The organism is Wandonia haliotis (genome assembly GCF_039523435.1).
Taxonomy (GTDB): domain Bacteria; phylum Bacteroidota; class Bacteroidia; order Flavobacteriales_D; family Crocinitomicaceae; genus Wandonia; species Wandonia haliotis.
Map to the genome: position 1 here is coordinate 477,249 of NZ_BAAAFH010000003.1, position 26,933 is coordinate 504,181.

General features: G+C 40.8%; 25 protein-coding genes. 11 read left to right on the forward strand and 14 right to left on the reverse strand.

The features are described 5' to 3' along the window. Positions 1-3: 3 nt before the first annotated feature. Positions 4-1,245 carry a M28 family metallopeptidase gene (locus ABDZ97_RS02650; RefSeq protein ID WP_343784817.1) on the reverse strand — a complete coding sequence of 414 codons (1,242 nt, stop codon included), beginning with the start codon at positions 1,243-1,245 and terminating at the stop codon, positions 4-6. Next, positions 1,238-2,011, reverse strand: a complete 774-nt coding sequence (locus ABDZ97_RS02655) for a hypothetical protein (RefSeq protein ID WP_343784819.1) — start codon at positions 2,009-2,011, stop codon at positions 1,238-1,240. Before ABDZ97_RS02655 ends, ABDZ97_RS02650 begins: the two co-directional genes overlap by 8 nt. A gap of 169 nt (positions 2,012-2,180) precedes the next feature. Between ABDZ97_RS02655 and ABDZ97_RS02660 the strand changes: the two genes are divergently transcribed. Together ABDZ97_RS02660 and ABDZ97_RS02665 are read left to right on the forward strand one after the other, a co-directional pair. Beyond that, the gene (locus tag ABDZ97_RS02660; protein ID WP_343784821.1) at positions 2,181-2,762 is read left to right on the forward strand and encodes a thymidine kinase; all 582 of its coding nucleotides are present in this window, start codon (positions 2,181-2,183) and stop codon (positions 2,760-2,762) included. Then, complete coding sequence (locus tag ABDZ97_RS02665; protein ID WP_343784823.1) at positions 2,759-5,095, forward strand: bifunctional UDP-N-acetylmuramoyl-tripeptide:D-alanyl-D-alanine ligase/alanine racemase; 2,337 nt, start codon at positions 2,759-2,761, stop codon at positions 5,093-5,095. Before ABDZ97_RS02660 ends, ABDZ97_RS02665 begins: the two co-directional genes overlap by 4 nt. 1 nt (position 5,096) lies before the next feature. Here the strand turns inward: ABDZ97_RS02665 and ABDZ97_RS02670 are convergent, their stop codons facing one another. Both ABDZ97_RS02670 and ABDZ97_RS02675 read right to left on the reverse strand, forming a co-directional pair. Further along, positions 5,097-5,417, reverse strand: a complete 321-nt coding sequence (locus ABDZ97_RS02670) for an SUF system Fe-S cluster assembly protein (RefSeq protein WP_343784825.1) — start codon at positions 5,415-5,417, stop codon at positions 5,097-5,099. A 109-nt stretch (positions 5,418-5,526) separates the two neighbouring features. Then, on the reverse strand, positions 5,527-6,333 hold the full coding sequence (locus ABDZ97_RS02675; RefSeq protein WP_343784827.1) for a UbiA prenyltransferase family protein: 807 nt from the start codon (positions 6,331-6,333) through the stop codon (positions 5,527-5,529). 129 nt (positions 6,334-6,462) lie between these two features. Here ABDZ97_RS02675 and gcvP point away from each other — a divergent pair, with 129 nt between their 5' ends. Both gcvP and ABDZ97_RS02685 read left to right on the forward strand, forming a co-directional pair. Next, the gene (gene gcvP / locus ABDZ97_RS02680; RefSeq protein ID WP_343784829.1) at positions 6,463-9,345 is read left to right on the forward strand and encodes an aminomethyl-transferring glycine dehydrogenase; all 2,883 of its coding nucleotides are present in this window, start codon (positions 6,463-6,465) and stop codon (positions 9,343-9,345) included. A 186-nt stretch (positions 9,346-9,531) separates the two neighbouring features. Beyond that, entirely contained in the window at positions 9,532-10,131 is a 600-nt protein-coding gene (locus ABDZ97_RS02685; RefSeq protein WP_343784831.1) for a superoxide dismutase, read from the forward strand. 82 nt (positions 10,132-10,213) lie between these two features. On the opposite strand, the gene ABDZ97_RS02690 is transcribed toward ABDZ97_RS02685, so the two are convergent. Then, a complete protein-coding gene (locus ABDZ97_RS02690; protein WP_343784833.1) occupies positions 10,214-10,681 on the reverse strand; it encodes an acyl-CoA carboxylase biotin carboxyl carrier protein subunit in 468 nt (155 codons plus the stop codon). A 123-nt stretch (positions 10,682-10,804) separates the two neighbouring features. On the opposite strand from ABDZ97_RS02690, the gene ABDZ97_RS02695 reads away from it, so the two are divergent. Beyond that, complete coding sequence (locus tag ABDZ97_RS02695) at positions 10,805-13,423, forward strand: M1 family metallopeptidase (protein ID WP_343784835.1); 2,619 nt, start codon at positions 10,805-10,807, stop codon at positions 13,421-13,423. A 67-nt stretch (positions 13,424-13,490) separates the two neighbouring features. Here the strand turns inward: ABDZ97_RS02695 and ABDZ97_RS02700 are convergent, their stop codons facing one another. After that, entirely contained in the window at positions 13,491-14,204 is a 714-nt protein-coding gene (locus ABDZ97_RS02700) for a pyridoxine 5'-phosphate synthase (RefSeq protein ID WP_343784837.1), read from the reverse strand. A gap of 67 nt (positions 14,205-14,271) precedes the next feature. Between ABDZ97_RS02700 and ABDZ97_RS02705 the strand changes: the two genes are divergently transcribed. Continuing rightward, complete coding sequence (locus ABDZ97_RS02705) at positions 14,272-14,934, forward strand: CBS domain-containing protein (RefSeq protein WP_343784839.1); 663 nt, start codon at positions 14,272-14,274, stop codon at positions 14,932-14,934. Positions 14,935-14,939: 5 nt separating this feature from the next. After that, positions 14,940-15,818 (forward strand): NAD kinase, encoded by an 879-nt coding sequence (locus tag ABDZ97_RS02710; RefSeq protein WP_343784841.1) that lies wholly within the window; start codon positions 14,940-14,942, stop codon positions 15,816-15,818. A gap of 9 nt (positions 15,819-15,827) precedes the next feature. Here ABDZ97_RS02710 and ABDZ97_RS02715 read toward each other — a convergent pair whose 3' ends face one another. The 4 genes from ABDZ97_RS02715 to ABDZ97_RS02730 all read right to left on the reverse strand — a co-directional run bounded on the left by ABDZ97_RS02715 (position 15,828) and on the right by ABDZ97_RS02730 (position 18,001). After that, a complete protein-coding gene (locus tag ABDZ97_RS02715) occupies positions 15,828-16,409 on the reverse strand; it encodes a DUF2892 domain-containing protein (RefSeq protein WP_343784843.1) in 582 nt (193 codons plus the stop codon). A gap of 9 nt (positions 16,410-16,418) precedes the next feature. Next, complete coding sequence (locus ABDZ97_RS02720; protein ID WP_343784845.1) at positions 16,419-16,844, reverse strand: RidA family protein; 426 nt, start codon at positions 16,842-16,844, stop codon at positions 16,419-16,421. Positions 16,845-16,931: 87 nt separating this feature from the next. Then, entirely contained in the window at positions 16,932-17,228 is a 297-nt protein-coding gene (gene gatC, locus ABDZ97_RS02725; RefSeq protein WP_343784848.1) for an Asp-tRNA(Asn)/Glu-tRNA(Gln) amidotransferase subunit GatC, read from the reverse strand. A gap of 23 nt (positions 17,229-17,251) precedes the next feature. Continuing rightward, positions 17,252-18,001: a lysophospholipid acyltransferase family protein gene (locus ABDZ97_RS02730; RefSeq protein WP_343784850.1), complete on the reverse strand. Its 750-nt coding sequence runs from the start codon at positions 17,999-18,001 to the stop codon at positions 17,252-17,254. Between the two features lie 81 nt (positions 18,002-18,082). Here ABDZ97_RS02730 and trpS point away from each other — a divergent pair, with 81 nt between their 5' ends. Both trpS and ABDZ97_RS02740 read left to right on the forward strand, forming a co-directional pair. Then, on the forward strand, positions 18,083-19,051 hold the full coding sequence (trpS, locus tag ABDZ97_RS02735) for a tryptophan--tRNA ligase (RefSeq protein ID WP_343784852.1): 969 nt from the start codon (positions 18,083-18,085) through the stop codon (positions 19,049-19,051). 96 nt (positions 19,052-19,147) lie between these two features. Next, positions 19,148-20,857, forward strand: coding sequence for an ABC transporter substrate-binding protein (locus ABDZ97_RS02740; protein ID WP_343784854.1), 1,710 nt, complete (start codon positions 19,148-19,150; stop codon positions 20,855-20,857). Between the two features lie 60 nt (positions 20,858-20,917). Here the strand turns inward: ABDZ97_RS02740 and gldA are convergent, their stop codons facing one another. Next, positions 20,918-21,835 (reverse strand): gliding motility-associated ABC transporter ATP-binding subunit GldA, encoded by a 918-nt coding sequence (gene gldA, locus ABDZ97_RS02745; protein ID WP_343784856.1) that lies wholly within the window; start codon positions 21,833-21,835, stop codon positions 20,918-20,920. A gap of 161 nt (positions 21,836-21,996) precedes the next feature. On the opposite strand from gldA, the gene rsgA reads away from it, so the two are divergent. Together rsgA and dtd are read left to right on the forward strand one after the other, a co-directional pair. Further along, complete coding sequence (gene rsgA / locus ABDZ97_RS02750) at positions 21,997-22,941, forward strand: ribosome small subunit-dependent GTPase A (RefSeq protein ID WP_343784858.1); 945 nt, start codon at positions 21,997-21,999, stop codon at positions 22,939-22,941. After that, the gene (dtd, locus tag ABDZ97_RS02755) at positions 22,938-23,390 is read left to right on the forward strand and encodes a D-aminoacyl-tRNA deacylase (RefSeq protein WP_343784860.1); all 453 of its coding nucleotides are present in this window, start codon (positions 22,938-22,940) and stop codon (positions 23,388-23,390) included. The genes rsgA and dtd overlap by 4 nt, the downstream gene beginning before the upstream one ends. Positions 23,391-23,405: 15 nt before the next feature. On the opposite strand, the gene cysS is transcribed toward dtd, so the two are convergent. From cysS to ABDZ97_RS02770, 3 genes are all read right to left on the reverse strand, one after another. Further along, on the reverse strand, positions 23,406-24,899 hold the full coding sequence (gene cysS, locus ABDZ97_RS02760) for a cysteine--tRNA ligase (RefSeq protein ID WP_343784862.1): 1,494 nt from the start codon (positions 24,897-24,899) through the stop codon (positions 23,406-23,408). A 56-nt stretch (positions 24,900-24,955) separates the two neighbouring features. Beyond that, positions 24,956-25,831, reverse strand: coding sequence for a toxin-antitoxin system YwqK family antitoxin (locus ABDZ97_RS02765; protein ID WP_343784864.1), 876 nt, complete (start codon positions 25,829-25,831; stop codon positions 24,956-24,958). Between the two features lie 131 nt (positions 25,832-25,962). Beyond that, on the reverse strand, positions 25,963-26,916 hold the full coding sequence (locus ABDZ97_RS02770) for an NAD-dependent epimerase/dehydratase family protein (protein WP_343784866.1): 954 nt from the start codon (positions 26,914-26,916) through the stop codon (positions 25,963-25,965). Positions 26,917-26,933: the final 17 nt, after the last annotated feature.

Here is a 26,933-nt window from a genome sequence, read left to right on the forward strand (position 1 = left end):
TACTTAAAATCGGCTTACAAAATCAAGAAGAAGTTGACGAACACTCATAAAAGAGTTCATGTCTATATGATCCGCTTTGTCTTCAGGGACATGATAATGTTTGTTATCACCGGATGAGTAGATGAAAAAACAAGGTACATTATTTATATAAAACCAATGGTGATCACTATTAGCAGATGAAGAGCGGGCTTTGACAGCAGGAATATATTTTCCGGATGTATTTGCTTCCTGTAATAGGCTAAATTGATCAGGAAATTCTTTACCATTGACAACGGTAATGTTCTCCTGTGCACCACCTAATATATCCAGGTTGATCAGGAAATCGATTGTATTTAACTTAATCAAAGGATGCTCAACAAAATACTTTGAACCCAGCAGGGCTACTTCTTCTCCGGCAAAGGCAATAAACAGGTAACGGGTACTCTCTTGTTTGTTCTGTATGAGTTGGCTGGCAATAGAAAGCAGCATAGTAGTACCCGATGCATTGTCATTAGCTCCCGGAAAATAAGTTTCTTGTCCCATTTTTCCCAGGTGATCATAATGGGCTGTAAAAACAAGAGTGCGTTTTGCTTTTCCTTTGGAAGGAATTTGTGCAATGACATTTCGTGCGATGTGCTTTTTAAAATGTGCTTCTATCTCAAATTCAATTTTCCCTTCTTCGTAGCTGGTCGTATTGATTTCAATAACAGGATTTCGAAGCTGATTTTGCGCCAGATACCAACTCAGATGATCCGATAACAAAACAACAGGTGCGATATCCGCCAGGGCAATGGCAGTTTGTTTTAACATTGCTAATGTGTCCCGATCGGTAACCCCGGATGGGTCTAACACAGGGATCAGTCTTTTCTCACGAATATCAACAAGATGAGCTTTTAATTCCCCGGAGAGTAATTCCTGTATGGTAAATCGTTTGGATTGGCAACTAACTTTAGCACTTCCTGATGCAGGATCAATCAGAAATTCAACTCCGGGCTGCAGAGGCTTGCCGTTGATGGAGACAGAAAGAGCACCGGGAAAGGTGTTTATATCAAAAGGGAAAGATTGAAAAAAGCTTTTGCCGACAGGTTGTAAGCCTAAAGATTCAAATTCACGGGCTAAAAATTCAGCCGCGAGACTGTCCCCACGGTCCACATAACCTCTTCCCCCCAGTTCTTCGGAACAAAGTGTTTCAAGCACTCGTTTTTCCATTTGTTGACCATGACCAACAAAGACAAAGAACAGTAGTAGTGGCAGTAATTTATACATATAAACGTTCTACGAATTCGTAAAAATGTTCAACATCCTTGCTTTCCATATCCCAGCTGTATTCAGCTTCATATTTTTTGAGGAGACCAATAGCAATATCACGTGAAGCAGAGCTATCAAGTTCCTGAACCGCATTTCTGAATGCTTCATTGTTTCCACTAAATAGTCCTTGCGAAAAACGAATCCTGTCGTTAAGCGTAAATGTACTGCCGAGTGAATCAATCCGGGTGAGTTTTAATTTGTCGGCAAGGCGGTTGGAATTACTTTGTTCACTAAGTCTTTCAAGTAGAGATTCCGGTTCTTTTGCGGATTCTGAGACAGGGGATTGATTCGTAAGAAATGTCTCCGGTTGTCTTGAGTCCCCGGTTATTTGTTCTTCCGGTTGGGAATCAGATTCAACTTCAGAAGTTTCAGAAACTGTATTTTCTGCTTTTGTCTGTTCTTCTTCGATTTCTTCGAAAAGAGAGAAAGTAAAGGGTTCTGTTTCTTTTTCCGGCGTTTCTACCTGAGGAATAATGATCTCTTCTTCGACCTCTTTCTGTTCGGGTGCAGAAGATTCCGGTTCAATTGGTGTTTGGGTTTCTTCCTGCTTGCCGGTATGCTGTTCAAATGCTTTATATCGAAGTATCAGCATTCGTTCATATAGCTCTCGTGTATTTTCCAAAAGCGTTTCAAATTCTCTGGGTTCGAGAGCAGAGCTCTTTAGTGTACTGATTTGGCTTTTTATTTTATCAACCAACTCCTCATTGCTTCCAAATACACTCATTGTCGCTACTTTTGTATTTTAGTTTTTTGTTCCTGATTCAATAACTTGCAAATTTCGGTCCGAATTGTATAAAGACCAAAATTTTTAACCAAATTAGGGATTTATTGAGAGGTAAAATAGAAAACGGGGAAAACTTGTTGGTAGTCGATTGTTAAAAAAGTAGAGAAATATGTTTTTGGAAGAATTTCCCGAATGTGGTAAACGACTAGGATGGATTGAAGTGGTTTGTGGTTCCATGTTTTCTGGAAAAACAGAGGAATTAATCCGACGTATGCGCAGGGCACAGTTTGCTAATCAGCGCCTGATTATTTTTAAGCCGAAAATAGATGATCGGTATGCGGAAGAGGAGGTTGTGTCACATAAAGGAGAAAGAATACCCGCTGCTGTTGTAAGTTCTTCCGCTGAAATTCTCGAACGGGTAACTAACGAACGAGTTGTTGGAGTGGATGAAGCCCAGTTTTTTGATATGGAACTACTGGACGTTTGCAATACCCTTGCTGCAAAAGGCATTCGGGTAATATGTGCCGGGTTGGATATGGATTATAAAGGAAAACCCTTCGGTCCGATTCCACACTTGTTAGCCGCTGCCGAGTATGTCACAAAAGTCCATGCAATATGTGTTTCCTGCGGAAATCTGGCTCAGTTTTCACATAGAAAGACCATGGATGAAAATCAGGTGTATCTTGGGGCAACAAAAGAATATGAACCGCTTTGCAGAAGCTGTTTTAACAAAACAAAGACACAACATTGAATCTGAATTATTCCTATAGAGAGTTGGCTGAAGTTTGGGGTGTGGAAATACCGCAGGCAACCGGACAAATTCACTCAGTCAGTATTGACACCCGTTCTCTGACAGAAGGAAATGGTGTTTTATTTTTTTGTTTGAAAGGTAAACGCAACGGAATTGATTTTGTCCGGGAAGCTTATGAAAAAGGTTGCCGCACTTTTGTTGTAGCGGATACGGATTCGATTCCTGCTTTAGAAGGAGCTGTTTTTTTTGTTGTACCTGACGTATTGAAGGCATTGCAGAAACTGGCCGTTTTTCATCGCAGACAATTTGATCTTCCGGTTATCGGAATTACAGGAAGTGCCGGAAAGACAATAGTGAAAGAATGGCTCTATCATTTCCTGAGAGAAACCTATAAAATTGTCCGTAGTCCGAAGAGTTATAATTCACAGATAGGTGTCGCATTATCTGTTCTCGAAATTGCACAGCAACATACGCTGGGAATTTTTGAAGCCGGGATTTCAACGGTTGGTGAGATGAAATCCCTGGAGGAAATGATTCAGCCAACGTATGGCGTATTTACTGCTTTGGGACAGGCACATGATGATGGTTTTGAAAGCAGGGATCAAAAATTCCGGGAGAAATCGCGCTTGTTTTTGAATTGTTCCGGTGTTGTTAGTACTGATTACCATTTTAGTGGAGAACATCTGAAAAATTCCAACCGAAACGAAGTTATAGTAGAAGAGTCCGGTAATAAAACGTTTCTACAGGTTGAGAATTACGGAACTTTTTATTCAGGACTAAGTGGACGATTGGAACTGGACAATCTGATCATAACGTTATTGACTTTACGGGAAATGAACTTCCCGTCGGACCAGGTGCAGGAAAAATTGAACTCCCTTCCGGAAATTGTCATGCGTATGGAGACAGTTGCCGGAAAAAACGGGAATATACTGATTAATGATTCCTATAATATGGATATGGACGGGCTGGAATATGCACTGGTTCGTCAGAAAGAAATAGCCGGAGATTCCAAACGGGTTGTCGTACTCGGGTTTGGAGAGGTGTTTCGCGGAGACATTAATGCGGTTAGAGAACTTGTCGGAAGATATAGTCCGGATGTGTTAATGCTTTGCTCTAAACAGAATAGGGAAGGGCTTCTTTCTTTGGAAGAGGCAGAACAACTTTTGGCTTCCATTACAGAGGCAACGATTCTTTTTAAAGGAAGTCATAAATCAGGGTTGGCTCCTATGATTAATCGGCTTTCATTGAAACACCATCAGACCTATCTGGAGATTAACAGAAGTGCATTACGAAACAATCTGGGGTATTTTAAAGGATTGATTCGTAACGGAGCACGGTTAATGGTTATGGTAAAAGCATCGTCCTATGGTTCGGGAAGTAGAGAAATGGCAGATTTTCTGGAAAATGAGGGAGTAGATTATCTGGGTGTTGCTTTCGCGGACGAAGGAGTTGAATTACGAAAAGCAGGAGTTGAGTTACCTATTATGGTCATGAATACGCATCCGGCAGCTTTTGATGATATCATCCGGTACAGGTTGGAACCGGCAGTTTTTTCCGTTAAACAACTGGACGAATTTACAAGAACCTTGATTCTTCATGAAAAGTCCTCTTACCCGGTACATATAAAACTGGAGACCGGGATGAACCGTTTAGGTTTTGTTGAAGAGGAGTTGGAAGAAATGATTACCTATTGTAAATCGCAACCTGAAATCCGGGTGAAGAGTGTCTATTCTCATCTGGCAGAGTCAGATAATCCGGACAGATCATTTACCCAAAAGCAAATCGAACGATTTGTAAGAAACGCGAATCGTATTCAGTCTGCATTGAATTATAAAGTGGAAAGACATATCTGTAATACATCGGGGATTGTTAACTATCCCGAAGCACACTTTGATATGGTTCGTCTGGGCATTGGTTTGTTTGGTGTCGGAAAATCTACTGAATTGCAACCGGCAATCAGTCTGAAAACACACATTTCGAAGATTAACAGATTGCAACCGGGAGAAACATTAGGTTATAACCGGGAACATGTAGCAACAAAGGAACAGGAAGTTGCTGTGCTTCCCATTGGATATGCGGACGGAATTCATCGTATTTTCGGAAACGGAAAAGCGAGTGTCTGGTTACAGGGAAACCTCGCACCAATAATCGGGAATGTTTGCATGGATATGTGTTTTGTGGATGTAACCGGAATGAAAGCGGCAATTAATGACGAAGTAGAGCTTTTCGGAATCCACCACAGCATAAATAACTGGGCAACATGGGCAGGGACAATTCCTTACGAGATTCTAACTTCTCTTTCTACCCGGGTAAAAAGAGTATGGTTGGATTAATTTAGAGAAATCCTAATTCTAACTTTGCTTCTTCACTCATCATGTCTTTGTCCCATGGTGGGTCGAAGACGATTTGTACCGTACAGGATTCAACCTCTTCGATTGCGGCAACTTTATCTTCCACCTCTTTCGGCATTGTTTCAGCCACAGGACAGTTCGGAGAAGTTAACGTCATATCAATGGCAACTTGTTTCTTGTCATCGATTTTAACTTCATAAATCAATCCGAGTTCATAGATGTCTACAGGAATTTCAGGGTCATATATCGTTTTGAGAATAGAAACGATTTTTTCCTCGAGATCCTGATCAATTGATGAAATCATGCCAAACTTTTTTGCAAAGTTATGTAATCTTGAGCGAATTTTCATGTTTATCTAAAATGAATCTAAATACAGACAGCAAACAGGGTAGACTATACTATGAATTGTTGAGTCAGTAAGCAGAATACCACAGGAAAATACCCAATAAAGCGATCAATCCATCAACAAAGTAACCATAAAAATTATGAGGCTGTTGCGGATGTACAAGCTCCAGTATAAGCAAATGAATGGCTACTGTGATCCAAAAGAATACAGAAAGATAAAACCGGGGAAAGTGATTAGCCAATATGGCAAAGAATAATCCACACAACAGAATGGATAAAATCTTGGAAAATCGCCACCCCAGTATTTGCGGGAGTGTTTTCTGTTCGGGGTTATCGTAGGGTAAATCCCGGATATCAAAAGGAATAGTTACGGATAAAATATAGAAACACCCGATGAGAAAAAGGGTGATACGATCCGGGTGGTGTGCAGCAGGGACGAAAAAAGTCAGAGCAGACCAAACAATTCCTATCAGAAAGAGCTTGCTGTAAGGCAGATCCCGCAAAGCAGCTTTTCCGTTATGGTAAGGTATGAAAGGAATGACATAAAGTAAACTGACAATTCCTCCCGAAAGAATTATCCAGAACAAAAAACTACTTGAAAAAAAGCCTCCGGTAAAGAAAACAAGGACTGAACCTGTAAGACCGGTCAATGCAAAAAAAGCATGCACGAATTTACTTTGTTTGTATAACAGCGCCTGAGCCGATTCGGGATGCAGGTAATACTTAACAAAACGGAGTGTGTTATAAATAAACAAAGTGGCAAAGAACAGGAATACACTGTATGTGATGGCTTTTGGGTATGCATAAAGAGAACCGATGCCCAGAGCAAGCATTGCAGCAGAGAAACTAATGAGTATATTACTTTTCAGAACCAAAAAACAGGTTGTTAAAATAATCAACAAGTTAGCACAAAATAAGACATTATTTATTGAAATGAGAAAGTTTGTGCGTTTGCTTTTTCGCTATATTTGCACTTTAGTTTTTATACACGAAAATCCCACTCAATGAGTACATTTTTAAGAAGGCATGTAGGGTCTAATGAAGCAGAGCAGAAAGCGATGCTACAGGCCGTAGGAGTTTCTTCCATTGAAGAATTGATCGGTAAAACCATTCCTGAACATATTCGGCTGAAAGGTGAACTGAATACAAGTAAGGCGATGACAGAGCAGGAGTATCTTGCGCACATCGGAGAACTTGCAGCGAAGAACAGGATATTCAGGTCGTACATAGGTTTGGGGTACAATGAGACAATAGTTCCTTCTGTGATTCTTAGAAATGTTCTTGAGAATCCGGGATGGTATACAGCGTATACTCCGTACCAGGCTGAAATCTCACAAGGTCGTCTTGAGGCGTTGTTAAATTTCCAGACAATGGTGCTGGATTTGACACGTATGGAGATTGCTAACGCTTCATTGCTGGATGAGGCAACGGCTGCAGCTGAAGCAATGATTATGTTCTATAATGCACGTTCGCGTGCAGATGTAAAAGAAGGAAGAGTTCGCTTTTTTATTTCCGAATATGCTTTTCCACAAACCAAGGACGTCATCATTGGACGGGCTGAGTGTCTGGGAATAGAGTTGGTTTTCGGAGATCCGGAATCTTTTACTCCGGATAGTACATTTTTTGGTGCTTTGATTCAGTATCCTGACGGATTCGGACGAATTAAAAATATAGGTAAGTTTATTGAAGAATCGCACAATGCCGGAGTTAAGGTAGTGGTGGCAGCAGACATTATGTCTTTGGTTCTTTTGAAATCTCCGGGTGAGTTGGGTGCAGATGCCGTAGTAGGATCAACGCAGCGATTCGGAGTTCCTATGGGATATGGAGGTCCACACGCGGCATATTTCGCAACACGTGAAGAGTTTAAGCGTCATATTCCGGGAAGAATAATCGGTGTATCTAAAGATACAGATGGAAATGTAGCTCTACGTATGGCATTACAAACCCGTGAGCAGCATATTAAACGTGATAAAGCGACTTCCAATATTTGTACTGCACAGGCACTTTTGGCTGTAATGGCGGGAATGTATGTTACCTATCATGGTCCACAGGGATTGAAAGAGATAGCAACAGATATTCATCAGAAAACAGCTTTTGTGGCTGAAGAACTGAAAAGAATGGGATATACAATTCTTGGAGAACAGTTCTTTGATACATTATGGATTGAGTTGCCTTCCGGTCTTTCAACAGAACAACTGAAAGGTATTGCAGAAGCAAACAGAATGAATTTCCGTTATTTGGTAAATGATAAGCAATTGACATTGAGTATTGGTGAACCGACAACGGAAGAAGATATTCGTGATTTGTTGTATGTATTTGCGGAATTGGCGCGTGAAAAAACAGAGGAGAATCTGGAGGTTGACTACAAAACGGTAATTGCTCCTGCACATTTGAGAGAGGATTCATTCCTTACGCATGAAGTTTTCAATTCGTATCATTCGGAATCGAAAATGATGCGCTACCTGAAGCGATTGGAAAATAAAGATCTTTCATTGGTGCATAGTATGATTCCTTTAGGATCTTGTACTATGAAGTTAAATGCGGCGTCAGAATTGATACCGATAACATGGCCTTCATTTGCTAATTTGCACCCGTTTGCACCTTTAAACCAGGTGGAGGGATATCATGAAATGTTGCGTCAACTGGAAGTTGATCTATGCGAAGCTACTGGTTTTGCAGCAATGTCGTTGCAGCCTAACTCTGGTGCACAGGGAGAGTATGCAGGGCTAATGGTAATTCGTGCGTATCATGAATCACACGGAAACTTTGACAGAAAAGTATGTTTGATTCCTTCTTCGGCACATGGAACTAACCCTGCTTCTGCTGTAATGGCAGGATTTGAAGTAGTGGTTACCGCTTGTGATGAAAACGGGAACATTGATATAGAAGATTTACGGGCTAAAGCAGATCAATATAAAGACCGGTTAGGTGCTCTTATGGTAACCTATCCTTCTACACATGGAGTGTTCGAGGAAGGAATCAGAGAGATCACTTCTATCATTCACGAAAATGGTGGACAGGTTTATATGGATGGAGCCAATATGAATGCGCAGGTAGGGTTGACAAACCCGGGTAATATCGGTGCGGATGTATGTCACCTGAATTTACACAAGACATTTGCCATACCACACGGTGGAGGTGGACCAGGGATGGGACCAATTGGAGTTGCGGCACATCTGGCGCCTTTCCTTCCGGGAAGTGTTATGGTGAAATCAGGAGGAGAGAATGCTATTCATGCAATTTCTGCTGCTCCCTGGGGAAGTGCCCTGATCCTGTTGATCTCTTACGGATACATCAAGATGCTGGGAAGTAAAGGTCTGCGTAAATCAACAGAAAATGCAATCCTGAATGCAAATTACATCAAAGCAAGATTACAGGGGCATTACAACGTGTTGTATACCGGTAAAAACGATACGGTAGCGCATGAGATGATACTGGATTGTCGTGAGTTTAAGAAAACGGCAGAAATAGAGGTTGCGGACATTGCAAAACGTTTGATTGACTTCGGATTCCATGCTCCGACAGTATCTTTCCCTGTGGCAGGAACATTAATGGTTGAGCCTACGGAAAGTGAAGATAAAGAGGAGTTAGATCGTTTTTGCGATGCTATGATCAAAATCCGGGAAGAAATTCGGGAGGTAGAATCCGGGAAATTTGATAAGGAGAACAACTTGTTGAAAAATGCGCCACATAATGCAGATTGTATTATCAATCTGGAATGGACATACCCGTATTCTCCAAAAGAGGCAGCCTATCCGCTTCCTTACCTTAAAGAGTGGAAATATTGGGTGCCCGTGCGAAGAATTGACAACGCTTTCGGAGACAGAAATCTGATTTGTTCCTGTCCCTCGGTAGAAAGTTATACGAATTTGGAACCGGTATCTTAAACAATAAGATATAAAAATTGAGGAGCCCCTTTCCGAATTTTCGGAAGGGGGTTTTTATTGGAAAATATGTGGTTGTATCTCTTGAAAAATCTTCTCGGGTTAATTACATTTTTTTAACGTCATTCAGTAGCAAATCCCTCGAATTATTGTTAAATTTGAGGAGAAACACTAAAAAAACAGAATAATATGTCATTCGAATTACCAAAATTACCGTACGCGTTCGATGCGTTGGAACCTCATATTGATGCTAGAACAATGGAAATCCACCATGGTAAGCACCATGCAGGATATACAAACAATCTGAATGCGGCTATCGCCGGAACAGATCTGGAAGGAAAGTCGATCGAAGAAATCTTGAAAAACTGTAAGGACAAGCCCGCTGTAAGAAATAACGGTGGAGGTTTTTATAACCACAGTCTGTTTTGGGAAATCATGTCTCCCAATGGAGGTGGTCAGCCAACAGGAGAGCTTGCTGATGCAATCAACAGTACTTTCGGTTCTTTTGATGCGTTCAAAGAAGAGTTCTCAAAAGCAGCAGCTACACGATTTGGTTCAGGATGGGCCTGGTTGTGTGTAGCAAACGGAAAGCTTGAAGTATGTTCAACAGCAAATCAGGATAACCCGGTTATGGGAGAAGGATGTCAGGGAACACCTATTCTTGGATTAGATGTATGGGAACATGCGTATTACCTGAATTATCAAAACCGTCGCCCGGACTATATCAATGCATTTTTTAATGTAATTAACTGGGATGAGGTAGCTAAAAGATATGCCGCTGCCAAGTAAGCGAAAACAAACTGATAAAAACAAAGGCGATCTGATCCAGATCGCCTTTTGTTGTAATAAAACAAAAAATATAGTTTGTAACCTACTCGAATTTAATCAGTAGAGCACCTTTTTCTGCAATATCATTGACACCTACCAGAATCGACTTAACCGTTCCGGTTCCTTCAGCTTTAATCACATTTTCCATTTTCATAGCCTCCAACGTCAATAAGGAAGATCCTGTTTGAATAACATCACCCGGTTGAACATGAATGTGTAATACTTTTCCGGGCATAGGAGAGCGCAACTCGTCCAGTTTTTTTTCTGCTACTTTATCCAGTCCCAACTCACTAAGTAATACATGAATGGGAAGTTCCCGTTTGAGTTGAAATGAACGGTGATTTACTTTTACAGTCATTGTTCCGCTTTCTGTATCAGCTTCTTCTACTTCTCCATAAAACGTTTTTCCCTGAAAAAAAATCTTAAAAAAACGCTCATTTTCCCAGGAAACCTTCGCTCCTGAATTAGTTGTAAGTATTTCTTCGCCTAATTTCCACTTGTGTTGAGCCATTTATTCATCAATTTTGCCCTAAATCTAGGAATAATGCCGTTAAAAATTAAATTGTTGCTTTTTTATTTGATTTTATTGAGCTTTGTTTCCGTCGTTTTTGCGATTTAACTTATTCAAAGAATTATGAAAAGAATTGTGACTTTTGGTTGTGCAGGACTACTCTTTATTCAGGCTTGCGGAACTGCGAAGACAAGTGCAGAGGTTGTAGACACTGATCCAGTGGTGAATCAGTACGAGATCGAATTACCCGAAAAGAAAACTTTCCCGAACGAAAGAGCAATATACAGGGCATCGGAAACCAAACTATTTAACCTTGTACATACAAAACTGGAAGTAAGTTTTGACTGGGATAAATCGTATTTGTACGGAAAAGCGACAATTTCGCTTAAGCCACATTTCTACCCACAGGACACACTTGTTCTGGATGCAAAAGGAATGGAAATTCACAGCGTAAAAATGAACGGGAAAGACCTGACACATTCGTATGAAAACGATTTCCTGACAATACAATTGGGTAAAATAGTTACAGCGCAGGAAGAAATTACATTGGTAATTGATTATACGGCAAAACCGGATGAAAGAGAAACGGGAGGAAGCTCGGCTATTTCTAGTGATAAAGGATTGTATTTTATCAATCCGAAAGGAGAAGATCCGGCAAAAATGCCACAAATATGGACACAGGGAGAGACCGAAGCGAGTTCTGTTTGGTTCCCTACAATTGATGCGCCTAATCAGAAAATGACACAAGAAATTCTGATGACGGTTGATGATAAATACGTGACGCTTTCTAACGGAACATTGGTGAAATCTACAAAGAATGCTGATGGAACCAGAACCGATCATTGGAAACAAGAGCTTCCGCACGTTCCTTATCTTGCCATGATGGGAGTAGGAGAGTTTAAAGTAGTAAAGGATTCCTTCACGAAGAAAGACGGTTCAAAAATAGCTGTTGATTATTTCGTAGAGCCGGAGTGGGAACCTTATGCGAAAGCGATCTTTGGAAATACACCTGAAATGATCGGTTTCTTTTCAGAGCTGTTAGGTGTGGAATATCCATGGGACAAGTATCATCAGATTGTTGTTCGGGATTATGTTTCAGGAGCGATGGAAAATACCGGAGCAGTGGTGTTTGGAGATTTCGTGTATAAAACAGACCGGGAGTTACTCGATGGTAATTCAGAAGCAATCATTGCGCACGAGTTATTTCACCATTGGTTTGGAGATCTTGTGACGTGTGAATCCTGGTCCAACCTTCCCTTAAACGAGTCGTTTGCGAACTATTCACAGTATCTATGGGATGAACATAAATACGGTGTTGATGAAGCGGAATATCAGGCTGAAAAAGAAGCTGACGGATATTTTCAGACAGCTCAGTACCAGGGAATGCATGATATGATCTGGTTTGATTATGATGATAAAGAGCAAATGTTTGATGGACACTCGTATAATAAGGGAGGAAGAATCCTGCACATGTTGCGTAATTATTTGGGAGATGAAGCATTCTTTGCGTCGTTGAAATACTATTTAAAGCGCCATGCTTATCGTCCGGCAGAAATTCATGAGCTTCGACTGGCATTTGAAGAAATTTCCGGAGAAGACCTGAACTGGTTTTTTAACCAGTGGTTCTTTGCAAAAGGACACCCTGTACTGGAAGTTACACAGGAAGTAAAGGATGGAAATGTTGCGGTAACAATCGAACAGAAACAAGACCTGGATGAGGTGCCATTGTATAAGTTGCCGATGAAAATAAGCGTGTTCGACGGAGCGAAAAGAAATGATTATAAAGTGGTAGTCGATAAAAGAGAACAGACATTTACGTTTTCGGTCAAAGACTCGGTTAATTCTGTAATTGTAGATGCAGATCATGTTATACTTGCAGAGTGGACGGATAATAAGTCAAAAGAACAATTTGTATTCCAGTTTTATAAGGGTGGAAAATATGCAGATCGTCGTGACGGATTAGCCGGAGGTGCTAAGTTGAAAGACGAAGCAGGAAAAAGAATGATACTGGATGCATTAGATGATCCGTTTTACAGAATCAGGGAATTGGCAATTACGCAATCGAATCGTGTTAAACGATCGCATACGAAAGAATTGCTGGAGAAACTTTCTGATTTGGCGGTTAATGACAAGTCCTCTACTGTACGTGCAGCAGCACTTGACTTTCTTGTAACGAATTTTGAAAGCGAAGAACTAACGAAAAAAGCGCTTGCGAATGCGATGGAGCAGGACAAATCGTATAAAGTGCTGGGGAGTGCTTTGAATGGTTTGTCGAAATCAGATGCGGAGTTGGCTATGCAAAAGGCTAAATCGCTTGAAGGTGAATCAGCACAGGCAATGTTAGTGAACATTGCGACGCTTTATGGTAAACACGGAACGGCTGAGAACTTTGACTTTTTTGCATCCTTGTTTAATGAGAACAAAGTAGGTGGTTTCTCTGTGTTGGGAGTTGTAGGTTCATTTGGAGCATACGTTCGTCAGAATGATTATGAAGTACAGAAGAAAGCCCTTCCTATTTTTGAAGACCTTTCGGAGAATTCAACGGGATATATGGGATATGTTCTTCCCAATGTACTGGCGTCTGTACCTGCAGCCATTGAGCAGCGAATTGCAAAAGAAGAAGCGCAGTTGGCTCAGTTTGAAAAAGACGGAGAGCCGGCTAGAGCAGATCAGTTAAGAAAGGCAATCAAATCAGATCAGGAATTAATGAAATCTTACCAGGAGTTGGTAGATAACCTGTAGTAATATAAGCAAGCAACAACAAAAAAGGGTTTCCGTTAACGGAAACCCTTTTTTGTAACATAATCTGTTATTGTAATTCTCTTTTGTACAATTGAATCGTGTTTTCCAATCCCCAGTACAAAGCGTCCGATATGAGTGCATGACCAATGGATACTTCTAACAATCCTGGAACCTTTGCTTTAAAGAAAGCCAGGTTTTTGGTGTCGAGATCGTGTCCTGCATTAATCCCCAACCCCAACTCATTGGCGAGAATTGCTGCTTTCGTGTAGGGATTTACGGCATTTTCTTTATCGGTATGGAAGTTTTCCGCATAAGGGCCAGTATACAGTTCTATGCGATCAACACCGGTTTCTTTAGCATACTCAATGTTTACAATATTGGTGTCCACGAAGATGGAACTACGAACTCCCCATTCATGCAACTGACCAATAATATCCTGTAGTTTTTTCAGGTGGGTTTTCGTGTCCCATCCTGCATTTGAAGTAAGAACGTGCGGAGGATCAGGGACAAGTGTTGCCTGTGCCGGGCGCACCTCTTGAATTAATTCCATGAATCGCTCATCCGGATACCCCTCAATATTAAATTCCGTAGTCACTACTTTTGCCAGATCAAAGACATCTTTCCGTGTTATATGTCTTTCATCCGGGCGGGGGTGTACCGTGATTCCGTCAGCACCAAAACGCTCACAATCAATAGCAACCTGAACAACATTCGGAACGTCTCCTCCCCTTGCATTACGTAGGGTTGCAACTTTATTTATGTTTACACTTAATTTCGTCATTTCGGAATTATTTTTGTTGTACCAAAGTTAGAGAGTTTAAATTAGATTTACTACTTTGGCTAATACAATGATTGCAGCAGAATTAATAGCAGAAGACATACCGCCACTTAAACATACGGACACCGGAGAGAAGGCTTTGCGTTGGATGGATGAGTTTAAAGTATCACATTTACCTGTACTTAAAGGAAGTAACTACGTAGGTGTAGTTTCCGATAACGATATCTACGATCAGGAAGACATGTCAGACACGTTGCATGAGATGTTCGATGTCTTGCCACGTCCTTATGTATATGATTATAATCACATTTATCATGTGATGCGAATTATGGCTGAATCAAGGGTTACGGTTGTACCGGTGCTTGACGAAAAGGAAAATTATCTGGGATGTATCAGTCTTATGGCACTTATGGTCCGGATAACTGAAATTGCAGGGATTCGCGAATCGGGAGCTATTATTGTTTTGGAGATGAATCGGGTAGATTATTCTCTGGCACATATTGCACAGTGCGTAGAAGGAAACAATGCACGTATTATCAGCAGTTACATTACTTCGCCACTGGACTCGACCAAACTGGAAGTAACATTGAAAATAAACGAAGTAGATGTGTCTCGTATTATCCAGACATTTGAACGGTATGACTATGTTGTCAAAGCATCGTATCAAAAGTCGGATTATTATGATGATCTGAAGCAGCGTTATGATGAACTGATGAAATATTTAAATCCCTGATTAATATGAGAGTGTCATTGATATTCAGCGTCCTGAAAACAGAGTATTATCCGCATTTGAAGGACGTTTTTGATGTGGCTCTGGAGTTGGGATGGACGATTAATCTGGAGACGATGTACAAATTCCAGATGCTGGAGCATTTTCCCGAGTTAGAAAGCATCGGCGAGTTTAATGATTACAAATCTTTTCAGGAGAATACAGATCTTGCACTCAGTGTCGGGGGAGATGGTACATTCTTAAAATCAGTTCTTTTTATCCGGGACAGCGGGATTCCGGTTCTCGGACTTAATATGGGACGTCTGGGATTCCTTGCTAATATAAGTAAAGAGAGAATTAAAGAGGCATTCCTTAAATTAAAGAATGAAGAGTACACGTTTAATGAACGGTCTCTTTTGAAAATTGATTCGGAGGAAGGGTTGTTTGGTGATGAGAATTTTGCGCTGAATGAACTGACGCTTCATAAAAAGGATTCTGCTTCCATGATCTCAATAGAGGTAGATGTGAACAATGAGTATCTGAATACCTATTGGGCGGACGGACTTATTATCAGCACTCCAACAGGATCTACAGCCTACTCATTAAGTTGTGGAGGACCAATTATTACACCGGGATGTCAGGTGCATATTATTACTCCTGTAGCTCCGCACAACCTGAATGTACGACCCGTTGTGATTCCGGATAATTTCCCGATCAAAGTCTCTGCCGAAGGGCGGGACAGTACTTATCTACTTACGTTGGATTCCCGGTCGGAGTTTATCAGCCACGACTGTGTTTTGTATATCAGCAAAGCAGATTTTACAGTGAAGGTGATAGAGTTTGATGACTACACCTTTTTGGACACCATCCGGGACAAACTGCTGTGGGGATTGGACAAAAGAAATTAAGCATTCTGCTTAACGAACTTTACCTGTTCGCATTCTTCCTCCACCCATTTGCGCCATGCGCATCTGATTTTTAGAAGCAACCTGAGAAGCCTGCTTTTTCAGCATTTTCAACTGATCACTCAACATACCATCTTTGTCAAGACGCTTTGCTTCATCGAACATGTTGATTGCTTCACGCTTGCGCCCGGTTTGTAAACAAATTCCACCGATATGCATGTGAGCAACAGCTTTATCCTGATTTGTTTTTAATCCGATAGAGAGAGCCTTTCGTAAGAATTGTTCACTTTTATTAAGCCCCATCTCCTTGGCTCCCAACATTCCTGTCAGGTAATAATAATACGCCTGCTGACGTTTGATTAGTAACTGTGGGTGCGTGATACGCTTAAGAATTGTATAGGCTTTCTCATGATTCCCGATTCGCATTTGATTCAGAGCAAGGATAATCTGTTCATTTCTAAAGAAAGTAACAATAACAAGTGCACTTACAAGAACGAAAGAAATTCCCCATCCCCAAAAACCGGTTGCAAAAAAGTAAACGGTAAAGAAGACCGATAATACAGCAAGGACAGATTTAATAATGAAAGAAATCATATACGTGTTTTAATCAATTGTTGCAATACATTTTAACTCAATAGCTATAGGCGTAGGAAGAGAGCTTATTTCCACAGTTGTTCTACAGGGTTGATTTTCTTTAAAATATTCAGCATAAATTCTGTTGTAGGTATGAAAATCACGTTTCATATTGACAAGAAAAACAGTCACATCAACCAACTGATCCCATGAAGAACCGGACGCTTCCAGAATAACCTTTACATTGTCGAAGACCGATCTGCACTGGGCTTCAAAATCGAACTCAATAAAATTACCATTTTTATCCAGTTTCAACCCGGGAACTTCTGAGTCCGTAGCATCTGATCCTGCTACACGGGGTCCTACTCCTGACAAGAACAATAGATTTCCTACTTTTCTTGCATGTGGGTATAAACCAACGGGTTTTGGAGCTTTTTGTGTGCTGATTTTCGACATAATCCGTTTTTTATATCGCGCAAATATACGCATTAAAATGCGGAGAACCTGTTAAATTGCTGAGAATTGGATAAACGCTCTTTGTTTTTACTGGTTTTTGTCCAGTACTTTAGGAATACGGAAATAGTCAGAATCCTTTTTAGGAGCATTTTTCAATGCTTCCTCCTGCGAGATAGATTGTATGGCCACATCTTCCCGTAGATCGGATAATTCGTCTGTCATAAAAATTAACGGTTCAACATTATTCGTAGGAACTTCATTCAGTTTTGACATGAAATCAATAATGTTGCGGAGGTCAGTTTTAATACTCTCTTTCTCATTCCCCTCAAACTCCAAGCGGGCAAGGTGCGCAATATGATCTATTAATTCGTCATTGATCTCCATGAACTCTCAACTTTTTAACAAAGTTAGTAAAGATTGCGCAACGGCGCATCAATTATTTTATAAACCTGTTCGCTTAACTCATCCAGACTCATGTTTTCATAATCCTGTGGAAGTATTGGTTGGTGAATGACCACTTTTGAAATGCCCGGACGTGCTTTTCCCCACAAGTCTTCGGGATCAGAGAATAAACGATAATTATTGACAAATGTAATGGGGAGTATGGGCACTCCGGCCGATTGAGCCAATCGGAAGGCACCGGGCTTAAACGGGACCATTTTAGGGCGTTGTCCATCCGGAATTCCTCCTTCCGGAAAGATGACGACTGACCAACCATTCTTTAGTGCGCGTATTGCTTTAACAAAGGCACGTGCTGACTGATGTTTATCATCACGGTTGACCGGAATATGAAGTGTTTTAAAGAAATGATTGAGAAGAGGATAACCAAGAATTTCGTGTTTCCCCATGAAAATGATTTTCTTATTGCGCAATACACTGTGCATAATTGTAATGTCCATATAGGATGCATGATTCGCGCAGATAATCATAGGTTGTTGGTTAGATAATGCTGCCGAAATTTTCCGATGGGGAGGCATCAGAATGAGATAGTGAAAAGCTTGTGACCATAAGGTGAAAACCCGCATAGAGAACGATTGTGTTTTTTCACTGCGAACAAGGAAATAAAGAGGAGGATAGAAAATAACGAGTGTTGCAGAGAAAATGACACCTGCATATCCTTTGTAAAGTAAACCCGGAATCCCTTTTATTATTTTCACAGACTAAAATTATTGATATTTCTCATTTCAGACTACGCATTCCTTGATTGATTTGTATTTTTGTAATCAAACGAAAAGAAGATGCCAAGAATTTTAACAGGAGTACAAAGTACAGGGACACCGCATTTGGGTAATATTCTAGGGGCTATTTTGCCGACAATAGAACTCTCAAAAGCACAGGATACAGAATCTTTTGTATTTATCGCGGACATGCATTCACTTACACAGATTAAGGATGGTAAGTTGCTTCGCGAAAATACATACAGTGTTGCGGCAACCTGGATCGCTTGCGGACTTGATGTATCGAAAGTAGTTTTTTACCGGCAGTCAGATGTCGCATTAACAACAGAGTTAACCTGGTATCTTAGTTGTTTTTTCCCGTATCAGCGACTAACACTTGCACATTCGTTTAAAGATAAGGCAGATCGTTTGGAGGATGTAAACGCAGGGTTGTTTACCTATCCGATGCTAATGGCTGCTGATATTCTTTTGTATGATGCAGAAATGGTTCCTGTAGGTAAGGATCAATTGCAGCATCTTGAAATTACAAGAGACGTAGCTTCCAGATTTAATCATAAAATGGGAGAGACTTTTGTCTTGCCGCAAGATTATATTCAGGAGAACACGAAAATTGTGCCAGGAACAGATGGACATAAAATGAGTAAATCCAGAAATAACTATATCAATATTTTCCTGCCGGAGAAACAGTTGCGAAAGCAGGTTATGGCTATTGAGACGGACAGTACACCTATCGAAGAACCGAAAGATGCTTCTACCTGTAACGTGTATTCTATCTATGAGCTAATGGCTTCGGAGGAACAAAAACAGGAAATGTTGGCGAATTATGCACGTGGAGGTTATGGATACGGACATGCAAAGCAGGCGCTATATGAGTTGATACTGGAAAAGTTCAGTGAGGCACGTGTCAAGTACGAATACTATATGCAGAATCCGGAGGAGTTGGATGCTGTTTTGGCAGAAGGAGCGGCAAAAGCAAGAGTCATTGCAGAAAACACAATTCAGAGAGTGCGAAGCAAGGTTGGATACTAGTAAATAGCCTGTCGTTTTATTTTTGATTCATTTTCAGCACGAAACGATGTTGAACAGGCAATTTTATTATATTTGTTATCCCAAAATAACCGTAACATGTACAAAAACATTTTATTAGCACTACTATCAGGAGTACTGTTTGTCGGATGCACTACTAAAGCAGAAAAGGAAGAAGAAGCACTAGTCGGAAGAGGAGGTGTTAAATATGGAGGAGAGTTCAGGTTTTATTCTCCTGAAGTGGTCTCGGATGTTTTTCCTTTAACAGTAAGTGATGTGTATTCACAGCGGGTTAGCGGTCAGATTTTTCAGGGATTATTACGTATAAGTCCGGACGGAACAAAAGCAGAACCGGCGTTGGCAGAGTCATATACAATTAGTGATGATGCAAAAACATTTACGTTTAAAATCCGAAAAGGAGTACACTTTCAGGACGATGCTTGTTTTGATGAAGGGAATGGTCGTGAAGTGAAAGCAAAAGATTTTAAGTATTGTTTTGAACTGGCTTGTAAAAATGATCCAAAGGTTAACCAATTCAGTTGGTTACTTACAGATCGTATCGTAGGTGCAAAGGATTATTTTGATGGAAAAGCGAACGAGGTAACCGGAATACGTGTTCCGTCTGATTACGAATTGGTAATTGAACTTTCCGAACCGTTTGCCGGATTTGAGAAGGTGTTAACCCATCCCGCTTTGGTTCTTTTTCCGAAAGAGGCATTGGATAAATACGGTGAAGAAATTGGTTTACATGCTGTAGGGACTGGACCTTTTCGTCTTGCTTCTCTGAGTGAAACAGAGGCAAAACTGGAACGTAATCCAAAGTACTGGGAGAAAGATGAGTTTGGAAACGAATTACCCTATTTATCATCTATTCTTGTGCAATTTAACGGGAAGAAAATAGACGAGTTAATGGCATTCCGTAAGGAGGAAATAGACCTTGTTCTTGAAATTCCGGTGGATGAAATTCAGAATGTTCTGGGCACATTAATTGAAGCACAGGAAGGGAAAAACGTTAAGCACAGAGTAGCTTCCGTAAACAGTTTGAATATTGAGTATATTGGATTTGCTCACAACAATTCCGTATTCAATAACCCAAAAGTTCGAAAAGCATTTAATACAGCTATAAATCGTCAGGAAATTGTAGAAAGAGACCTGAATGGAGATGTGATCGCTGTTGAGAACGGTTTTGTTCCCTACATGTCGGATTATCCGGTAAGCAAAGTACACGGTCATGTGTTTGATGCTAAAAAGGCGGCTACACTTTTGGAGGAAGCAGGATATCCGGGAGGAAAAGGATTCCCTGTTGTGGATTTCTATGTAAATACTGCGGAAGGTTCTGCGTCATATAAGATGGCAGAAGCAATTGTAAGAAGTTTAAAGGAGAATCTGGGAGTAAACGTGAACATTAAAAAAGTTAGTTATCAGGAACGGGAAGACGCTATCAAGAGCGGAGAAGCTGTTATGTGGCGTGGTGGATGGCTGGCGGACTATCCGGACCCTGAAAACTTCCTGAATATCTTTGTAGGAGGAGATGAAACGCAGGAGATTATTGCAATTAACCCGTTTAATTATTCAAGCGAGGAGTTCAATAAACTGTTTGATGCAGCTAAAAAGGAAACCGATTTGAAGAAAAGAATGGATCTGTATGCGCAATGTGATCAGTTGATTATCGATGACGCGGTAGTGATGCCCTTGTTTAATAAGGACTTCATCACCATGGTTAATTTGAAAGCAAAGAAGTTTGAAACGAACCAGATGGAGCGTCTTGATTTTACCCGGGTTTATATTAAAGAACTGGCGGGTAAATAGAAAAGTGTAAAATATAGAAAAAGCTTTGATTTTTTAATCCCGGGTGATGATCGTCCGGGATTATTTTTTTCCGGTCAATTCTTTAAATACCTGTTCCAGTGATTTTTCTTCAACCTTGAGGCTGATGATTAACCAGTCGTTTTGAGCTGCATGTCTGGAAACAATTTTACGAAGATCCCCTTCCTTGTTGCTTTGTAGCAGCCAGGATGTACTTTCTTCTACTTTCCGTACTTGTTGAACTCCGGGTATTTTTTTCAGTTCATTGCGTGAAACAGATACCTCTTCATCGAATTCGACAATAATTACCTGTTCGTTCTGTTGATGCTGTAACTCTTTAGCAGAGTTGTCCGCTACAATCTGACCATTGTTGATAATAACAACTCTGTCGCAGATAGCCTCTACCTCCTGCATGATGTGAGTAGAGAGCATAACTGTTTTGGTTTTTCCTATTTTTTTGATCAGCTTTCGGATATCTACCAGCTGATTAGGGTCCAGCCCACTTGTAGGTTCATCAAGGATTAAAACTTCGGGGTCGTGAATCATTGCCTGGGCAAGTCCGACACGCTGACGATATCCTTTGGACAGCGCACCGATCTTTTTGTGCTGTTCCCGCTCCAGCCCGACAAGCTGTATCATTTCAGCAATACGTTCACGTTTGTTACTGATCTTGTATACATCGGCAACAAAATCCAGGTATTCCTTTACGTACATATCAAGGTAAAGAGGGTTATGTTCCGGCAGATAACCGATCTTACGGCGTACAGCCATTGAATTTTCTTCGACATCCAGACCGCATACTTTTACCTTACCATCGGAAGCGGGAATAAACCCGGTAATAATCTTCATGGTAGTTGACTTTCCGGCACCGTTTGGCCCTAGAAAACCAACAATTTCCCCCGTTTTTACTTTGAAGGAAATTCCTCCCAAAGCAGCTTGTTCACCGTAAAACTTCTGAAGATTGGATACTTCAATGGACATATACGTATTATTTTAGACGAAGATACTAAAATAACTTTTTCTCATCAACCGGATAGAGTATACCGGATTCAGAATAACAAATTTTAACGCTTCGGACCGGGCAATACAAGTTTCTTTATCTGCACTCTGTATGAAATTAGTATCTTTCACCAAAAAAGACGTTGAAGGGAGTAGTTGTCAAATCAACAGGAAGCTGGTATCAGGTTCGAATGGAAGACAGTTCGGTTGCGGATTGTCGGATTCGTGGTAAAATCAGGTTGCAGGGGTTGCGAAGTACCAATCCTGTAGCTGTGGGAGATAAAGTGGATGTAGAGTGGGAGAGTGAGGATGAAAATCAGGGTATCATTACCGGAATTGATGAACGATTTAACTTTCTGGCACGAAAATCCGTGAATCTGTCAAAGCGATCCCACATACTTGCAGCGAATATTGATCGTTGTTATTTGATTGTTACACTGGTTGCTCCAGTAACACATCTCGCATTTATAGACCGATTTCTTGTTTCTGCTGAATCTTTCCGGATTCCGGTGACACTTTTGTTTAACAAGACGGATCTTTTGGAAGAGGATGGGCTGGAGGTTGTTGACGATATTATTTCTATATACGAACCGATTGGATATCCTTGTCATAAAATTTGCGCCCGGGAAGAGTCCAGTATTACGTTCCTGAGAAAAGAAATAGCAGGAAATCAGGTCATGATTGCCGGACATAGTGGTGCAGGGAAAAGTACGCTTGTCAATGCGCTGGATCCTGAAATACAGACAAAAACCGGTGCGATATCCAGATATCATTTGCAAGGGCAACATACAACAACTTTTGCAGAAATGTTTCCCCTGACATCGGGAGGGTATATTATTGATACGCCGGGAATTAAAGCTTTCGGTCTGGTAGACCTGGATAAAGATGTTCTCAGTCATTATTTCCCGGAGATGAGAGCTGTCTTAAATCAATGTAAGTTTCACAATTGTAAGCACCTTGCAGAACCGAAATGTAAAGTGAAAGAGATGGTTGAAAGCGGTGAAATTGCGCCTTCACGTTATCAAAGCTATGTTCAGATGATGGAAGACGATGAAGAATTGAATTATCGCAAAAATAATTACGAATGAGAGTTGTGGTTCAGCGTGTTAGTGAAGCGTCAGTGAAGATTGATGGAGTAATTAAGGGAGCAATCCATCAGGGAATGATGGTTTTGCTCGGAATTGAACACGATGATTCGGAAGAGGATATTGATTGGTTGGTGGCAAAACTATCCGGTTTACGTATTTTTAGTGATGCTGAAGGAAAAATGAATGTGTCTATTCGCGAAATAAAGGGTAGTTTTTTAGTAGTAAGTCAATTTACCCTTCATGCAAGTACCCGAAAAGGAAACCGTCCGAGTTATGTTCGGGCTGCTCGTCCTGAACTGGCCATTCCTATGTATGAATTATTTATTGAACGCCTGAAAAAGAGTTCAGGATTGGAGGTACAAACAGGAGAATTTGGAGCTGATATGAAAGTAGCTCTTATTAACGATGGTCCTGTTACGATCCTGATCGATTCAAAAACAAGAGAGTAACCTCTGGCTGTAGGGTTACTCCGACAGGTTCCAGCTTGCACCTTCTTTTCCGTCTTTAACAGTGATTCCGGCGGCAGTTAAACCATCTCTTATTTTATCAGCGGTATTCCAATCCTTATTGGTTCGGGCTTCTTGTCTGAGTTCCAATATTAGCTCCATCAAACCTTCCACCGTATTTTTCCCTGTCCCTCCGGAGCTTGCTTCCTCAAGCGACTGTAATCCAAGAACGTCAAAGACAAAAGCCTTCATTTCGCGGGTTAACAGATCCAAATCTTTTTGGGAAACAGAAGCTTTATTATCTTTTATGGCGTTGATGTATTTTACTGCCTCAAAAAGATTGGCAACAAGAATAGGAGCATTGAAATCATCATTCATTGCGTTATAGAACGAAGCGACCAGTTCTTCGACATTTTGTGAAGAAGTCTCGCCTACAGGTAGATTTTCTGTCAGTTTTACGGCATCCATAAGACGGTGAAAACCTTTTTCGGCAGCTTGTAATGCAGAGGAAGAAAAATCAAGTGTACTTCTGTAATGTGCCTGCATCATAAAGAACCGAACTACCATCGGATGATATCCTTTATCCATGATATCGTTTTCACCACTGAAAAGCTCTCCGGGTAATAGTGTATTCCCGGTTGATTTACTCATTTTCTTTCCGTTGAGGGTAAGCATATTCCCGTGCATCCAGTATCTCACCGGAGAGACTCCGTTAGCTGCTGTTCCCTGTGCGATTTCACATTCGTGATGTGGAAATTTAAGATCCATTCCTCCTCCGTGAATATCGAATTGATCTCCCAGGTACTTACTGCTCATGGCTGAACATTCCAAATGCCATCCCGGAAAGCCTATTCCCCAGGGAGAAGGCCACTTCATAATATGAGCATCAGATGCATTCTTCCAAAGTGCAAAATCAAGTGCGTTACGTTTCTCATCCTGTCCGTCAAGATCCCGTGTTCCCGAAATGAGCTCTTCGATCTTCCTTCCGGATAATTCTCCGTAGCTCTTTTCCTTATCATATTTCATGACATCAAAGTACACAGAACCGTTGATAACATAAGCAAGTCCATTGTCAATGATCTTTTGAATCATTTCAATTTGCTCAATAATATGCCCGGTTGCTGTAGGTTCAATACTGGGGGGGATTGCGTTGAACTTATCCAGTGTTTCATGAAAGTCAAGAGTGTATTTCTGAACGATTTCCATTGGCTCCAGCTTTTCCAGCTTAGCTTTTTTGGCAATCTTGTCCTCGCCTTCATCGGCATCATTTTCCAAATGTCCGACATCTGTTATGTTGCGGACATAACGAACCTTGTAACCCAGATGTTTTAGGTAGCGGTATACCAAATCGAATGAAATGAAAGTACGACAGTTACCTAAATGAACATAACTGTAAACAGTTGGTCCACATACATACATGCCGACAAAGTCACCGGAAAGAGGTTCGAAAATTTCTTTTTGACCACCCAGTGCATTGTATATTTTTAATTCTTTCTTCCAGTCTTTTTCCATGATGTAAAAATAAAAAAGGGGAACCAAATAGCCCCCCTTTTCTTCAAATATATTTATCAGAGTTGTCCGTCTGAGTGGTATTTCCCTTTTTTATAAACCTCAATTTTGAGAAGGATGCCATCTTTGTCGTAGACATAAAGTTTACCATCGTGCAGGAGTCCGTTCTTAAAGTCTCCATCCATCCAAAGTTCGTCATTTTCGTTGTATAGCTTATTATAGCCGTTTTTGTCGAACACGCCGGACTTGGTAACTGCTCCTTTTGGTGCCGGAGCGGATTTGGTTTCAGTCGGAAGAGGTGCTTTTACTTCTTCAGGAGTATTCACCATTTCTTTGCTCTCAAAAGAGGATACTTCTCCTGTATCGTCAAACGCTACTTCTTCTTTAATATCTCCGTTTGGCCAGTAACGAATGGCTTTTCCTGTTGGAATTCCGGAACGAGAAGAGTATTCGTATTCCACTTTCCCGTTAGGGTGATAGTACTTGATTTGTCCATCCTCCTGCCCGTCATTGTTGTAAGTCCCTTCATACATGATGGTACCGTCCTCATAGTATTTTTTCATGGCGCCTAGGTACTTACCTTTTTCATACGTTCCTTCTTCCTGAATATTACCGTTGGGATAGTACTTGGTAAAGGCCCCTTTAGGACGACCGAAATCATATTCTCCTTTTAATCGGGGAGTTATTCCGTCGTTATGATACTTGATCCAGATACCCGTTTTACGGTCATCCTGGTATTTCCCCTCTTCAACCTTTCCTTCTGGAGGAAAGCCTTGCTCGGGACGATCTTTCCCAAAAATAATCCAATGGCCTTGTTTACGACCTTGCTCATCTTTCCAATTGATCCGATCCTGATCATTGGATAAAAGTGGTTGCGAAACGAGTAGACTTAGGGTTAATGTCAGGGTTGATAGAATTCCAGTTACAAGTTTCATAGACGTATTTATAGATATATAAAAACATATAGCAATAGTTCAATGACAATTTACGTAAAAATCACGATTAAGTTGCTTACTATGCTTATTGTTTAGACTAATCGTTAAATATCAGGGATTAATTTATAGATTTAAAGGTTAATCTTAAGAGGGTTAACATGCTCCAACATACTTTCGGAAATGCTCATCAGGTCATGTTTGATTTCCCAACCCCAATCTTTTCGGGCATGGCTATCATCAATTGAGTCCGGCCAGCTATCTGCAATTTTCTGTCGGAAATCCGGCGAATAAGTGATTGAAAAGTCCGGAATAAACGTCTTGATAGAGGCTGCAATTTCCTTTGGAGTAAAGCTAACTCCTGCAAGATTATAACTCGAACGTATTTTAATAGATTCCGCAGGAGCCTCCATTAATTCTATTGTGGCACGGATTGCGTCTTCCATGTACATCATAGGGAGAGCAGTGTCTTCTGAAAGGAAACATTCATACTGCCCGCTGCTTTTTGCATGATAAAAAATATCTACTGCATAATCAGTAGTTCCTCCTCCGGGTAATGATGTGTAAGAAATCAGACCGGGATAACGGATACTACGTACGTCTACCCCATAATTATTGAAATAATACTCACACCATCTTTCTCCCGCCTGTTTGGAAATACCATATACGGTAGTGGGTTCCATGATCGTATACTGCGGAGTATTTACTGATGGAGTAGTTGGTCCGAAAACAGCAATAGAAGAAGGCCAGAAAATTTTAGTAATCAGTTTTTCTTTTGCCAGATCAAGTACATTGAATAATCCTTCCATATTCAGTTTCCAGGCAAAATCAGGACGTTTCTCAGCTGTAGCAGAAAGCAGGGCTGCTAACAGATAGATTTCAGTGATTTCATGTTCCAGAACAAGGTTGTGTAACCGCGATCGATCCATAACATCCAGCTGTGCATAAGTGTGTCCGAGCAATGCTTCGGGACAATCAGCATGGACATCCGAAGCAACAACCGAATTATTGCCAAATCGTCTTGCCAGCTCAATCGTGAGCTCTGTGCCAATTTGACCCCCTGCTCCGATAATTAGAATTTTTTTCATTCCGCCTTCATTTTCTG